The organism is Actinomadura sp. K4S16, from assembly GCF_008327685.1.
GTDB lineage: Bacteria > Actinomycetota > Actinomycetes > Streptosporangiales > Streptosporangiaceae > Spirillospora.
Genome location: NZ_BDDE01000010.1, coordinates 1,000,108 through 1,014,405 on the forward strand (window position 1 = coordinate 1,000,108; position 14,298 = coordinate 1,014,405).

11 protein-coding genes are annotated in these 14,298 nt (G+C 73.1%); 6 read left to right on the forward strand and 5 right to left on the reverse strand.

What is annotated here, in order from left to right:
- The first annotated feature begins 104 nt into the window (after positions 1-104).
- From K4S16_RS05425 to K4S16_RS05440, 4 genes are all read left to right on the forward strand, one after another.
- The gene (locus K4S16_RS05425) at positions 105-1,553 is read left to right on the forward strand and encodes an FAD-linked oxidase C-terminal domain-containing protein (protein WP_149257633.1); all 1,449 of its coding nucleotides are present in this window, start codon (positions 105-107) and stop codon (positions 1,551-1,553) included.
- On the forward strand, positions 1,553-2,749 hold the full coding sequence (locus tag K4S16_RS05430; protein WP_149257634.1) for an FAD-binding oxidoreductase: 1,197 nt from the start codon (positions 1,553-1,555) through the stop codon (positions 2,747-2,749). The genes K4S16_RS05425 and K4S16_RS05430 overlap by 1 nt, the downstream gene beginning before the upstream one ends.
- A complete protein-coding gene (locus K4S16_RS05435) occupies positions 2,749-4,035 on the forward strand; it encodes a (Fe-S)-binding protein (RefSeq protein WP_149257635.1) in 1,287 nt (428 codons plus the stop codon). The genes K4S16_RS05430 and K4S16_RS05435 overlap by 1 nt, the downstream gene beginning before the upstream one ends.
- A gap of 103 nt (positions 4,036-4,138) precedes the next feature.
- Positions 4,139-4,852, forward strand: coding sequence for a hypothetical protein (locus tag K4S16_RS05440; RefSeq protein WP_149257636.1), 714 nt, complete (start codon positions 4,139-4,141; stop codon positions 4,850-4,852).
- A gap of 20 nt (positions 4,853-4,872) precedes the next feature.
- Here the strand turns inward: K4S16_RS05440 and K4S16_RS05445 are convergent, their stop codons facing one another.
- From K4S16_RS05445 to K4S16_RS05465, 5 genes are all read right to left on the reverse strand, one after another.
- Entirely contained in the window at positions 4,873-6,546 is a 1,674-nt protein-coding gene (locus K4S16_RS05445) for an ABC transporter family substrate-binding protein (protein ID WP_149257637.1), read from the reverse strand.
- Complete coding sequence (locus K4S16_RS05450; RefSeq protein WP_149257638.1) at positions 6,543-8,345, reverse strand: ABC transporter ATP-binding protein; 1,803 nt, start codon at positions 8,343-8,345, stop codon at positions 6,543-6,545. Before K4S16_RS05450 ends, K4S16_RS05445 begins: the two co-directional genes overlap by 4 nt.
- On the reverse strand, positions 8,342-9,151 hold the full coding sequence (locus tag K4S16_RS45555) for an ABC transporter permease (protein WP_149257639.1): 810 nt from the start codon (positions 9,149-9,151) through the stop codon (positions 8,342-8,344). Before K4S16_RS45555 ends, K4S16_RS05450 begins: the two co-directional genes overlap by 4 nt.
- Positions 9,148-10,164: an ABC transporter permease gene (locus K4S16_RS05460; RefSeq protein ID WP_235036585.1), complete on the reverse strand. Its 1,017-nt coding sequence runs from the start codon at positions 10,162-10,164 to the stop codon at positions 9,148-9,150. The genes K4S16_RS45555 and K4S16_RS05460 overlap by 4 nt, the downstream gene beginning before the upstream one ends.
- 66 nt (positions 10,165-10,230) lie before the next feature.
- Positions 10,231-11,214 carry a hypothetical protein gene (locus tag K4S16_RS05465; protein ID WP_235036586.1) on the reverse strand — a complete coding sequence of 328 codons (984 nt, stop codon included), beginning with the start codon at positions 11,212-11,214 and terminating at the stop codon, positions 10,231-10,233.
- Between the two features lie 103 nt (positions 11,215-11,317).
- Between K4S16_RS05465 and K4S16_RS05470 the strand changes: the two genes are divergently transcribed.
- On the forward strand, positions 11,318-11,929 hold the full coding sequence (locus K4S16_RS05470; RefSeq protein ID WP_149257640.1) for a TetR/AcrR family transcriptional regulator: 612 nt from the start codon (positions 11,318-11,320) through the stop codon (positions 11,927-11,929).
- A 293-nt stretch (positions 11,930-12,222) separates the two neighbouring features.
- Positions 12,223-14,184, forward strand: coding sequence for a sensor histidine kinase (locus tag K4S16_RS05475; RefSeq protein ID WP_149257641.1), 1,962 nt, complete (start codon positions 12,223-12,225; stop codon positions 14,182-14,184).
- The last annotated feature ends 114 nt before the right edge of the window (positions 14,185-14,298 follow it).

Below are 14,298 nucleotides of genomic sequence, written 5' to 3' on the forward strand. Positions count from 1 at the left end.
CTCCGGCCGGCAGTCCGTAGGGGGCGGCGGGCCGTCCGGGAAACGGTTTCCGGACGGCCCGGCGCCCCTTGCGACGGGCTCGCGTGCGAGGGATCGTGGAAGGGATGGAGACCATGCTCACGGCGCTCGCGCCCAGGCTGGAGGCGCTGCTCGGGGCCGACCGGGTGATCACCGATCCGGTGCGGCTGCGCACCTACGAGTGCGACGGCCTGACCAACCACCGGTCCACGCCCGGCGTCGTCGTGCTGCCCGACACGGCCGAGCAGATCGCCGCGATCGTGCGGGAGTGCGCGGCCGCCGGGATCCCCTACGTGGCGCGCGGTTCCGGGACCGGCCTGTCGGGCGGCGCGCTCCCCCGCGCGGACGGCGTGCTGATCGTCACGTCCCGGATGAACCGGATCCTGGAGATCGACGTCCCGGGGCAGCGGGCCGTGGTGGAGCCCGGCGTGATCAACCTGGACGTGACGCGGGCCGTCCGCCCGTACGGGTACTACTTCGCGCCCGACCCCTCCAGCCAGCAGATCTGCTCGGTCGGCGGGAACGTCGCGGAGAACTCCGGCGGCGCGCACTGCCTGAAGTACGGGTTCACCGCGCACCACGTGCTGGCCTGCGAGGTCGTCACCCCGGACGGCGAGCTCGTGGAGCTCACGGCGGACGGGCCCGGCTACGACCTGCTCGGCGTGTTCGTCGGCGCGGAGGGCACGCTCGGCATCACCACCAAGATCACGGTGCGGCTGACGCGGGTCCCCGAGACCGTGCAGACGCTGCTGGCCGCGTTCGGGTCGATCGAGGCGGGCGGCGCCGCGGTGTCGGCGATCATCGGCGCGGGGGTCCTCCCGGCGGCGATCGAGATGATGGACGCCCTCGCGATCGAGGCGGCCGAGGCGGCGGTGCGCTGCGAGTACCCGCCGGGCGCCGGCGCGGTGCTGATCGTGGAGCTGGACGGCCCGGAGGCCGAGGTCGCCGCGCAGTTCGCCGAGGTGGAGCGGCTGTGCCGGGACGCGGGCGCCTTCGAGATCCGCATCGCCGACGACGACGTGCAGCGGGCGCTGATCTGGAAGGGGCGCAAGTCGGCGTTCGCGGCCGTGGGCCGGATCAGCCCGGCCTACCTCGTCCAGGACGGCGTCATCCCCCGGACGGTCCTCCCCGACGTCCTGGCCCGGATCGACGCCCTGTCGGCCGAGTCGGGCGTGCGGGTCGCGAACGTGTTCCACGCCGGGGACGGCAACCTGCACCCGCTGGTGCTGTTCGACGACGCCGAACCGGGCGCGGAGGCGCGCGCCGAGGAGGTGTCGGGCGCGATCCTCGACCTGTGCATCGAGCACGGCGGCTCCATCACGGGCGAGCACGGCGTCGGCGTGGACAAGGCCCGCTACATGCCGCGCATGTTCACCGACGCCGACCTGGACACGATGCAGATGGTCCGCTGCGGCTTCGACCCCGCGGGGCTGTGCAACCCGGGCAAGGTCTTCCCCACGCCGCGGCTGTGCGGCGAGGTGCCCGGCAAGCGCAAGGGCCCGCACCCGTACGAGGGAAAGGCGGACATCTTCTGATGCGGCCCCTGGACGCCCTGGCGAAGGTCTGCGGCGACGTCCGGCCCGGCGAGCCCGCGGAAGGCGTGCTCGGCGTGGAGCCCGCGATCGTCGCGGCGCCGAAGAACCTGGCCGAGGCCGCCGACGTCATGCGCGTGGCCGCCGAGAAGGGGCTTGCCGTCGTCCCGCGCGGGGCCGAGACCCGGCTGGACTGGGGGCTGCCTCCGGAGCGCTGCGACCTGATCGTCGACACCCACCGGCTCGGCCGGCTCGTCGAGCACACGGCCGGGGACCTCGTCGCCAAGGCGGAGGCCGGGCTCGCGATGGAGGAGTTCGCCGAGCGGCTGGCGGAGCGGGGGCAGCGGCTCGCGCTCGACGTGCCGCTGCCGGGCTCGACCGTCGGCGGGACGGTCGCCACGGGCGCGGCCGGCCCCCTGCGCACCCTGTACGGGACGCCCCGGAACCTGGTCATCGGGCTCACGGTCGTCCGGGCGGACGGGCAGGTCGCGCGGTCGGGCGGCAAGGTCGTCAAGAACGTCGCCGGGTACGACCTGGGGCGGCTCTTCTGCGGCTCCTACGGGACGCTGGGCCTGATCGTGGAGGCCACGTTCCGCCTGCATCCGGTCCCCGCCGCGACGGCGTACGTGACCTGCGCCGTGGACGGGCCCGAGGACGCGCACGACGCGGTCCAGACCGTCCTCCACTCCCCTGTCGCGCCGAGTGCGGTCGAGTACATCAGCCCAGGGACGGTGGCGGTGTTCCTGGAGGGCGTTCCCGACGGTGTCGCCGCGCGCGCTCGGCAGACCGCGGAGCTCCTCGGCGAGAAGGCCGAGATCTCCGACACCGCACCCGATGGGTGGGGCGTCTACCCGGACGGCACCACCCTCATCGACATCGGCGCCCCGCCGCCATCGCTCCGCGACGTCCTCACCGTGCTCGGGCCGGGGGCCGCCGCCACCTGGAGCGGCAGCGGGCAAGGCCACGTGGGCCTTCCCGCGGAGTCCGGCCCCAACGAGGTGGCCGACGTCCTCGGCCGCCTACGCGACGTGCTGAGGAAGCACCGCGGGCACGCCGTCGTCCGCTACGCGCCGCAAGAGGTGCGCGGCGAGATCGACCTGTGGGGGCCGGTTCCCGCGCTGGCGCTGATGCGGCGGGTGAAGGACCAGTTCGACCCGGATCACCGGCTGTCCCCCGGCCGCTTCGTGGGAGGGATCTGATGAGCGCACAGGACGACCTCCCGGACCTGCTCAGCGACTGCGTGCACTGCGGGTTCTGCCTTCCGACGTGCCCGACGTACGTGCTCTGGGGCGAGGAGATGGACTCTCCCCGGGGCCGCATCCATCTGATGCAGCAGCACGCGGACGGCGAACCGCTCAGCGGACCGATGGTCGAGCACTTCGACCGGTGCCTGGGGTGCATGGCCTGCGTGACGTCCTGCCCGTCCGGGGTGCAGTACGACCGTCTCATCGAGACGACCCGGGCCGACGTCGAGCGGGAGCACCCCCGCCCGGTGAAGGAGCGCGTCATACGGGAGATGGTCTTCCAACTCTTCCCGTACAAGCGCAGGCTCCGCGCCCTGCGCGGGCCCCTCCGCGCGTACCAGCGGTCGGGTCTGGAACGGCTCGTGCGGCGCACCGGCATCCTGGAGCGCATCTCGCCGTCCCTCGCCGCGATGGAGCGGCTGGCCCCGCCCCTCGGCAGGGCGCCGAGGCTGCCCGAGCGCGTCGCCGCACGCGGGGAGCGCCGCGCCACGGTCGGGATGCTGACCGGATGCGTCCAGAGCGAGTTCTTCCCCGGCGTCAACGCCGCCACGGCCCGGGTCCTGGCGATGGAGGGCTGCGACGTCGTCATCCCCCGGGGGCAGGGGTGCTGCGGGGCGCTGTCCATGCACTCCGGGCGCGAGGACGAGGCCCGCGCCTTCGCCCGCCGGACGGTCGAGACGTTCGAGGCCGTCGACGTCATCGTGGTGAACTCCGCCGGATGCGGGTCCGCGATGAAGGAGTACCGGGCGCTGCTCGCCGACGACCCGGAATGGTCCGCTCGGGCGGAGGCGCTCTCCGCCAAGACCCGGGACCTCGCCGAGTACCTGGTGGAACTCGGGCCCCGCGCGGAACGGCGGCCACTTCCGGTCACGATCGCCTACCACGACGCCTGCCACCTCGCCCACGCCCAGGGCATCCGGCTCCAGCCCCGCGAACTGCTGGCCGCTATCCCCCAGCTCACCGTCCGGGAGATCGCCGAACCCGACATCTGCTGCGGTTCCGCCGGGACCTATAACCTGTTCCAGCCGGAGGCCGCCGGAGAACTCGGCGACCGGAAGGCGGTGAACGTGGACGCCACCGGAGCCGAACTGCTCGTCGCCGCCAACCCCGGCTGCTCGATGCAGATCGCCACAGCGCTGCGCCGGCGCGGCGCCGGCATCGCCGTCGCGCACACCGCGCAGGTGCTGGACGCCTCCCTGCGGGGACTCGGCCGCGACGCCCTTATCGCGCGCGGTTCGTAATCCACAGGTCAGGACCGCCGCCGATCCGGCTGTCCGGTATCGTGGCCTGCCCGCCGTGGGAAGGACACGCCGACCGAGCTGGAGAGGGCCCGAGGGAGCGACCATGGCCAACAGCCGCCAGCCGTACCGCTCGCACCGCCGCAGGAAGAAGAGCCAGGCAGGAAGGCTCGGCCTCGCGGGGGCCGTCACCGGCGCCGTCGGGATCGCCGCGGTGGCCGGCGTGATCGTGTTCCTGCGGCCGGGCACGGGCGGCGGGGACCCCGCCCCGCCCGTCCTCGCGAGCCAGGGCGACGGCGGGGGCGGCTCGTCCGTGCCCGCTCCGAAGGCCGGCCCGCCGGTCGGCTTCACGACGCCGGAGGGCTACGGCTACAGCCTCGCCGCCGTCATGGCGGGGACGTCCCGGCAGCCGCTCGGCGCCACGCAGGCCCCGCCGGACGGGACGACCTACGCCTACGCCGACTACATCCTCACCAACAGCCAGCGGCGGCCCGTCCTGCTGGACTTCCCCGCCGACCTGTTCATGCCGAAGTCGCAGGTCCCGTCGTCGGCGCAGGAGCGGTGCATGCCGCAGGCCGGCATCCCGGACGACATGTGCACCCTCCCCAACCACAGCACGATCACCGCGCGGGTGGGCGGGTCCAAGGCACCTGTCGAGGACGGCGGCGACACGATGATGCCGGCGGGCGCCTCCTACGTGGTCCGCATCGCCTCCGACCTCCCGGTCAAGGAGGACCTCTCCGCCGACGACCTGCGCCTGTACGTGTGGAACGCCCGCTTCACCAGCGACCGCAAGGGCGTCCAGCTCGCCTTCCCCTGACCTGAACGGATCCGGAAGCCTCACCGCTTCCTGAAGCCGATGTCCTGGTAGGCGAGGTCAACGAAGCCGCCCGCCCCCACGTTGGCGAGCTCCGCGCGCACGGCGACGAGCTGGGGGCGCTGGAACAGCGGGAGGACCGACGCCTGGCGCCAGATGAGCCGGTCGGCCCTGTTCACCAGGACGTGGACCCTGCCCGGGTCGACCTCCGCGATGGCCTGGTCCATCGCCGCGTCGATGGCGGCGCTGCCGATCCGGGAGTAGTTCTGCTGGACGCTGCGTCCGTGAGGCCGGGCGAACACCGCCTTCATCTCCGAAGCGGGGAACGAGGTGCCGAGCCAGGAGAACGGGACGATGTCCATGTTCCCCGGCGTGACGTACCGCTCGAAGACGTCGTCGGCGGGAACGACCTGGATGTCCACTCGGACGCCTATGCGTTCGAGCAGCGCGCGCGTCAGCTCCCCCTCCCGCCTGCTGATCGGGACCCCCGACGGCACGACGAACCGCAGCGCGAGCGTGCGTCCCGCCTTGGCGCGGTACTTGCCGTGGGGCTTCCAGCCCGCCTCGTCCAGGAGCCGCCCGGCCCGCGCGGGGTCGTAGCCGCCGAACTCGCTGGAGTTGTCCTGGTAGCCGGCCTGGGTGCCGACGTAGAAATGGTTGCCGAGCGGCTGGACCGGCACGCCGAGACCGGACAGGTCGGACCGCGCGATGGCGCGCCGGTCGATGCCGAGCGTCACCGCCCGCCGTACCCGGGCGTCCGACAGGATGGGCCCGGCCGCGTTGAAGGTGAAGTTCCGCCAGTCCGGCCCGCCCGCCCTCCGGACGACGGCGCCGGGGACGTGCCGGACGCGCTGCAGCGCATCAGCGTCGAGGCCGACGTCCATCAGGTCGATCTCTTTGTTGGCGAACGCGCCGGGCATCGCGCTGGTGTGCATGGCGCGGTAAACGATCCGGTCGAGTTTCGCGGGCGCGCCCCACCACGCCGGGTCCCGCACCAGGGTGAGCGTCTTGGCAGTCCGGTCGATCCGCTGGAATCTGAACGGTCCGGCCGTGACGGGTATGCGGTCCGTCCATGCGGTGTTGAACGCGCGTGGGCTGGAGTAGGCGGAAGCCGGATACAGAGGGCTGAACAGGCCGCGCCAGTCCGCGTAGGTATGGGCGAACGTCACCTTGACGACGTGCTCGTCAGCGCCGCGTTCGACGCGCTTGATCTGCTGGTAGCCGGTGACGGCGGAGACCTCGTAGCGGGGGTCGCGTCCAGACAGGGCATGGGCCTGCGCCCGGAAGTCGGCGTACCCGATGGGCCTGCCGTCCGACCACCTGGCGCGCGGGTTGAGCCTGTAGGTGACGGTCTGGCCGTGCCGGGTCCGCTTCAAGGTGGCCGATTCCAGATACTCCGGAACGGGGCGCGGGACGGCCTTCTCATCGGCGCGCATCAGATACGGCATGACGGCCTGGATGACGTGCTCGACCGCGCCCTTGGCGCCGTTGACATGGCCCGAGTTCCACTGGGACGGGAATTCGGGCAGGGGCCAGCGCAGCGTCCCGCCGCCGGAGACACGGTCACGCGGGGTCGGGTTGATGTCCGCCGCAGGCAGGCGCCCAGGTGTGCCCGGCGTCGACGCTTCAGGGGCCGTGCATCCGGTGCCGTTCAGGAGCGCGATCCCCAGGAGGACCGCGGCGAGGAGATGTCTCATCGTTCGGCCTTCGCCGGGACGAGCGGGTGATGGCAGGCGGCGGAGTGGTCCGCGCCTATGGCACGCGGCATCGGATCGTGGTCTTCGCATAGGTGTCTGTCGTCGGGGGTGAGCGTGGCGTGGTGCGGGCAGCGGGTCCGGAACCGGCAGCCCAAGGCAATGCCCATGGGCCTGGGATCGGACGGGTCATCGTGCAGAAGGAAGCGGGTACGTCGGTCTCGTTCTGGATCGGGTGAAGGGATCGCGTCCAGCAGCGCCCGCGTGTACGGGTGGGCGGGAGCGCCGTACACATCGGGCACCGACCCGATCTCCACGACGCGGCCCCTGTGCATGACCGCGACCCGGTCGGCGAAGCCCCGGACCAGGGCGAGGTCGTGGGTGACGAACAGGCACGCCAGGCCGAGGCGTTCCCGGAGCCCCTCCAGCAGCTCCATGACGCCCGCCTGTACGGCGGCGTCCAACGCCGACACGGGCTCGTCCAAGAGCAGAAGGCGGGGCTCCAGTGCGAGCGCTCTGGCCAGGGCCACGCGCTGCCTCTGCCCGCCTGAGAGCGCATGGGGGAAGCGCCGTGCATGACCGGGTTCCAAGCCCACCATCGCCAGAAACTCCTCCACGCGCCCGCCGATCGGCATGCGGTGCGCTGTGAGCGGTTCGGCGAGGATGTCGGCCACCCGCATCCGAGGGTTCAGCGAGGCGTACGGGTCCTGGAACACCACCTGGACGTCCTTGCGCAGGGCCTTGCGGTGGGCGGTGCGCAAGGCGGCCGTGTCGTGGCCGAAGACGATGACGCGCCCCTCCTGCGGGCGGGTCAGCCGCAGGACCTCCATCAGCGTCGTGGTCTTGCCGGATCCTGACTCCCCGACAAGCGCGAGCGTCTCCCCCTCGCGGACGTCGAAGCTCACGCCGTCCACGGCCCGCACCTCGCCGACCCGCCGCCGCGTCAGCGTCCCTCTGGTGAGGGGGTAGTGACGGGCCAGGCCCTCCACCCGGAGCACGACCGGACGCCCGGTGCGGGGCCGAGAGACATCGCCTGGGCGCGGCGTCGAGCGCAGCAGGCCGCGCGTGTACGGCGATTGAGGCCGCCGGTAGACCTCCTCCACCGTTCCCGCCTCGACCACCCGTCCCTCGCGCATGACCATCACGCGGTCGGCGAACCCGGCGACGACGCCGGGATCATGGCTGATCAGCACGACGGCGGCGCCGCTCGCCTCCCGGGCCGCCCGCAGGACGTCCAGCACCCGCGCCTGGACGGTCGCGTCCAGAGCCGCGGTGGGCTCGTCCGCCACGATCGCCACCGGGTCGTGGGCGAGGGCCATGGCGATCATCACGCGCTGCCGCATTCCGCCGGAGAGCTCATGCGGGTAGGCGCGGGCCCGCCGGGCCGCGTCGGGCATGCCGACCAGTTCGAGCAGGTCGACGGCACGTGATCGCGCCGCCGCGCGGCCCGCTGCCGAATGGACCCGGACGGCTTCGGCGATCTGGTCGCCCACCTTCTGGACGGGTGAAAGGGCCGACAGCGGATCCTGGAAGACCATCGCCAGGTCCTTGCCGCGCACCCGGGAGAGTTCGGCGTCGGTCCGTCCCAGCAGTTCCGCACCGCGCAGCCGCACGCTCCCGGCCACGTGGGCCCCTTCTGGCAGCAGGCCCGTCAGGGCGAGGGCCAGCGCGGTCTTGCCGGCTCCCGACTCGCCGACGATCCCGAGCGCCTCCCCCTCCTCGACGGCGAAGCCCACCCCGCGGACGGCTCGGGCGCCGGAGGCGTGGCGGACGGTCAGGTCCGCGACCCGCAGGACGGTCAACGCCCCGCCTCCGGGTGGAGAGCGTCCCGCAGCCCGTCCCCGACCAGGTTCACCGCGACGACGATCAGGACGAGCAGCCCGGCGGCGAACCCGAACGCCCAGGGGAGCGCGGTCGCCCCGCCCCGGCCGTCGGCGATCACCGAGCCGAGCGAGACGTCCGGCGGCCGCACCCCGAACCCGAGGTAGGACAGCCCGCTCTCGGCGACGACCGCGACGCTGACGTTCAGGCTCGCGTCGACGGCCAGCAGGGACGCCAGATGGGGCAGCACATGCCGCGCGATCACGCGCGGCGCGCCCAGGCCGAGGTACCGGGCGGCCAGCACGTGCTCGCGCTCCCGCAGCGAGAGCGTCGCGGCCCGAACCACGCGGGCGGTGAGCATCCACATGAACGCGGCCAGCAGCGGCACGAGCACCGGCCATCCCCCGGCGGCCCTGGACGCCAGGACGGTGACGACGAGCAGGGACGGGAGCACCAGGAGCAGGTCGGCGCCCCACATCAGCATCCGGTCGGCGGCGCCGCCCAGGAACCCGGCCGCCGTCCCCGCGACGGCGGCGAATCCGGTCGCCAGCACCGCGGCGCATAACCCGACCGACAGCGAGTTCCGCGCCCCGCGCAGGGTGAGTGAGAAGACGTCCCGCCCGCTCTGGGTCGTGCCGAGCCAGTGCTCTCCGGACGGCCCCTGCCGGAAGGCCGCGAAGTCCGTCTCGTCCCACCCCCACGGTGACGCGAGCGGCCCCGCGAACGCCAGCAGGACCAGGAGCACTAGCAGGACGCCCCCGGCCACCGCACGCCGTCCGCCGGTCATGGCAGGACCCCCGCGCGGACGCGGGGGTCCAGCGCGGCGGTCAGGACGTCGGACGCGAGAGCCGCCAGCAGGACGGCGCAGGCGGCGAGGCAGTCGATGGCGGCCACCGCGTTGACGTCACCGCGGGAGATGGAGTCGACGAGCCACTCACCCAGGCCGTGCCACCCGAAGGCGGTCTCGGTGAAGACCCCGCCTAGGAGCACCAGGCCCGCCGTGTAGGCGAAGTAGGTCGTCATCGGGACGAGCGCGGTCCGGAGCCCGTGCCGCAGCAGCGCGCTGCGCCGCCGGAGGCCCTTGGCCCGCGCGGTGCGCACGTGGTCGGCATGCAGCGCGTCCAGCATCAGGCCCCGCTGGTAGCGGGCGTAGAGAGCGGACTGGCACAGCGCGATCGCGGCCGTGGGCAGCAGCAGGTGGCGTGCTCGATCCGCAAGGCTCCACAGCGCGCCGTGAGACGCCCCCGGCGTCGATTCGCCCACCCAGGCGAACACCCGCAAGCCCATGGCGTCGTTGGCTTCTTCAGCGAGGATCTGTAAGAGCACCGCCAGGACGAACACGGGAACCGCCAGCAGCAGGTAGGAGCCGCTCGAGATGAGCCTGTCGGCCGCCCGACCATGCCGGACGGCGGCGTAGGCGCCGAGAGCGACCCCTATCGCGGCTCCCAAAACGGCTCCTGGAAGAACCAGGCGCAGGCTGACACCGAGACGGCGCCAGAGTTCGGCGTTGACCGGTTCGCCCTCCCACGTCCGGCCGAAGTCGCCGCGCAAGACGCCCCCGGCCCAAGTGAGGTACCGCTCGGCCAGGGGCGTCCGGTCATCGAGGTTGAGGGCGTCCAGCCTGGCGTCGATGACGGCCTCCGGCGGACGGAGCGCGCCGCCTTCGAGAGCGGCCCGCGGATCGAGCGCCGCGGCGGCGAGCAGGTAGCCGAGGCTGGCGGCGAGCACGGCCAGCACCGCATGGCTCGCCAGCCGCCGGACCACGAACACCGCCACCGTCTCGCCCTCCGCACCACTCAAGTGTCACAGAATGCTATTGAGCGAGTACGGATCGCGCATGGAATCGCCCAGAGTCGCGCAAGGACTTCACGCGGGCACCGGTTCGCGGTCGGGCACGAACTCGCCTCTCGAGCGCCTCCGCATACCGCCCAGGACCATGAGCGCGAGGGCGGCGAAGACCCAGGCGGCGAGGACGGCGAGCGGGCCGGCGCCTCCGGCGCCGTCGAAGTACGCGGCCGACCGGAGCAGGGTGGCCGACGCACCCGGCGGCAGGTACTGGCCGATCGTCCCCCACGGCTGCGGCAGCAGCTCCGGCGCCGAGGTCGCCGCCGACAGCGGATTGCCGAGCAGCAGCAGCGTGAGCCCGCCGAGGCCGATTCCGGCGCGGCCTATGGCGGCGGCCAGGCCGACGACGGTGCCGGTCACGGCGAAAAGGGTCAGCGACATGACCCCGGCGAGCGTGACGTAGGGGCCGGGAAGCAGCGACAGCCAGCCCTGCGCGATCCACGCGACGTCCAGCCCGCCCAGCACGGCGAAGATCGCCGTGCCGGCGGCGCGCCAGGCGAGGGACGGGAGGGCGAACGTCAGCAGCACCGCGGCCGCGAGCCCGGACATGACCAGCGGGAGCGCGAGGGCGCCGAAACCGGCCCCGCGGGGGTCGTCGGCGTCCACCGCGACGACGTCCTGGACGGGCGCGGAGGCCGGTGCGCCCCCAGCGCGGAGCTCCGCGGCCATCGCTCCGAGCTGCTGGGCGACCAGGGGCGAGGCGGCGGAGGCGGTGAGCACCTTCGGGCCGGACGGCGCCGTGACGAGGGCGCCGTACGCCTCGCGATCGGCGATCGCCGCCCGCGCGGCCGCCTCGTCCGGACGGACCCGCACGTCGAAGGCGCCCGGCCGCCGGCGGTCGAGCGCGCCCGCGACCGCGGCGGCCTGCGGGCCGGTCACGACGATCGGGACGTCGCGCGGCTCCGTCCGCGCGGCGGGCCACGAGAAGGCGACGATCATGATGAGCTGCAGCAGCGCCGCGCCGACGGCCGCGCCCATGGCGCGGGCGGCAGGGGAGGACCGCACGATCTCCTCCAAAAAAACGAATGTCCGTTCTCTTTTGACGCCGCCAGAGTCGCACCGCGCTCTGGGCTTGTCAAGAAACGAACGTTCGTTTTATATTGGCGCCATGCCGAGAGTCAGCGAGGAGCACCTGGAGCGCCGCCGCCGCCAGATCCTGGAAGCGGCCCGCACCTGCTTCATCCGCAAGGGCATCCACGCGACGTCCATGCAGGACATCTTCGCCGAGGCCGGCCTCTCCGCCGGTGCCGTCTACCGGTACTTCAAGAGCAAGAACGAGATCGTCGAGGCGAACATCGCCACCGTGGTCGGCGACCTGCACGCGTTCTTCACGGCGCTCGCCGAGAGCGACCCGCTGCTCCCGGTCGACGAGATGGCCGAGCGGCTCGCCGACCACATCGTCGCCCTCTCCGGCGAGAACGGCCCGCTCCGGCTCGCGCCCCAGGCCTGGGCGCTCGCCATGCACGACCCCGAGATCGCCGCGTACGTCGCCGACAACGTCATCGGCCTGCGCGACACCTGGACCCGCTACATCCGCCGGCTGGTCGACGCCGGCCTGCTCCCCGCCGACACCGATGTCACGGCCGCCGGCAAGACGCTGTTCGCGCTCTTCCCCGGCTTCCTGATCCAGCGCCTGCTCCTCAAGGACTTCTCTCCCGAGGACATGCGGCGCGGGGTGAAGGCGCTGACGCGCGACAGCATGTTGACTCTCACGGTCTGACCCGCACCCGCCTCCCGAACCCCGGCCGCGCCCACCCCCGCGCGCCGACCGCGCCCGCACACCGCGCCGACCGCGCCCAGCGTGTGGTAAGGCGACCGGAACAGGACGCTGACCTGCGTCTTCCGTTCATTTCAGGCGTATCCACGGTTACCATCACGACACGTCCGCCCGCATCGCGACCGGGGAATCCTCCGCCGAACCCGATCAGCGGTGTCCTGAGGCGGTCGCGTTTTGGACTGCAGGACAGAGAGCCGGGCGTTTTAACATTCCATTACTTTCGGCGGGGAGTGTGCATGCAGACGGAAGAGCACGACCGCGCGGCGCGGCGCATCGGCGCCCTCTTCGCGCTCGGCGCGGTCGTGTCCGTCGCGGCGTCCCTGGTCATCGGGGGCCGCCTCCCGTCCGAGCAGCGGATGGTGTGGTGGCATCCCGAGATCCTGGTGGCCCTCGCCTGGACGCCCGTGGGCGCCGTCCTGCTGCGCCACCGGCCGGGGCTGAAGGTCGCCTGGCTCATGGTCGGCGCGGGGTTCAGCGCCTCCCTCTACGTGCTCTCGCTCAACCTCGGCCCCTGGTTCGAGCTGCACCGCCTGCCCGGGGCCGGGTTCGTCCAGTGGCTCGGAGTCTGGCTGTGGGCCGTTGACACCTACGCCCTGACACTGGTGCTGCCGCTGATCTTCCCGGACGGGCGGCTGGTGTCGCGGTGGTTCCGTCCGGCCCTCGCCCTCGCCTGCCTCGTCCCGGTCGTCGTGTGCGTGCACCTGACGATCGACCCGGACGTGCGCCGCTGGCACAACGGCGTCTCGGTCTACCCGTTCGACCGGATCCCGCTCCCGATCAGCGTGGTCATCGTCACCGCCCTGGCCGCGGGGCTGTTCTCGGTGGCCGTGCGGTTCGTCCAGGCGCCGCCGGACGTCCGGCGGCAGATCGCCTGGGTGGTCTATCCGGGGATCGTCGCCGAGGCGATCATCTTCGTCGGCGAGAACAGCCCGATCGGCGACCCGCTGCGCGACCTCACCATCGTCGCCGTCCCCATCTGCATCGCCATCGCGATCACCCGCTACCGGCTGTACGACATCGACCTCGTGGTCAGCCGGACGCTGGTGTACGCGGGCCTCGTGGTCGTGATCACCGGCGTGTACTTCGCGCTCGTCGGCACCGCGAGCCTGCTCGCGCACGGCCGGGGCACCCTCGCCGGGCTCGCCGGGGCGATCGTCGCGGGCGCGGTGTTCGAACCGGTCCGGCGGCGGCTCCAGCGCACGGTGGACGGGTTCATCCACGGCGAGCGCGACCCGTACCGGATCGCCGACCGCCTCAACCGGCGGCTGCAGACCGCCGCCAACCCCGGCGCCGCGCTCGCCGTCGCCGCCGAGGTCGCGCGCTCGGCCCTGCACGCGACCGGCGTCACGATCGAGGTGCTGGACCGCGACGGCCGGAAGATCGCGGCGGAGGACGGCGTGCTCGGCGACCGCCCGCAGCTCATCCCGCTGGTGTGGCACGGCGAGCCGGTGGGGCGGCTGCTGTTCGGCGTCACCCGCACCCCGGACGCGCGGCTGTCGAACGTCCTCGCCCGCAACCTGGCCGAGCTGGCGAACGCGGCGCGGCTCGCCGCGGACGTCCAGCGGTCCCGCGAGCACATCCTGCGCACGCGGGAGGAGGAGCGCCGCCGGCTGCGCCGCGACCTGCACGACGGCCTCGGCCCGACGCTGGCCAGCCTCGCCATGACGGTGGACGCCGCGCGCATCACGCTCAAGACCGACCCGGAGGCGGTCGACGGGCTGCTGGAGGAGCTGCGCGCCACCATGGGGCGCACCATCGGCGACATCAGGGAGCTCGTGTACGGCCTGCGGCCTCCCGCTCTGGACGACCTCGGGCTGGAGGGCGCGATCCAGGCGCTCGGCGGCGTCGTCGCCTCCGGGGACGGCCCCCAGGTGGACGTGCGCGTCGTGGGCGACCTGAAGGGCCTGCCGGCCGCGGCCGAGGTCGCCGCGTACCGGATCGTCCAGGAGGCGCTGACGAACGTCCACCGGCACGCCAAGGCGGGCCGCGCCGAGGTGCGGCTGCATCTGAACGGTGATCTGCACGTCACGGTCGACGACGATGGTGTGGGGCTGCCCTACCAGGTGCGCTCCGGCATCGGCATGTCCTCCATGCGAGAACGCGCGGCCGAACTGGGCGGATCATGCACGGTGGGGCCCGGCCCCAAGGGCGGGACCCTGGTCCGCGCCAGACTGCCGGTCAACGGCGTCTCGTCCTGAGGGCTCCCCCGAGAGCCCTGAGGTGCCGCACCCTCCGGGTGGGAGGGCCGGTGACCGCCCCCCGCCAAGAAGGTCGCCACCGGCCCTCAGGCTCCGTACGGCCCCGGGGCTCCC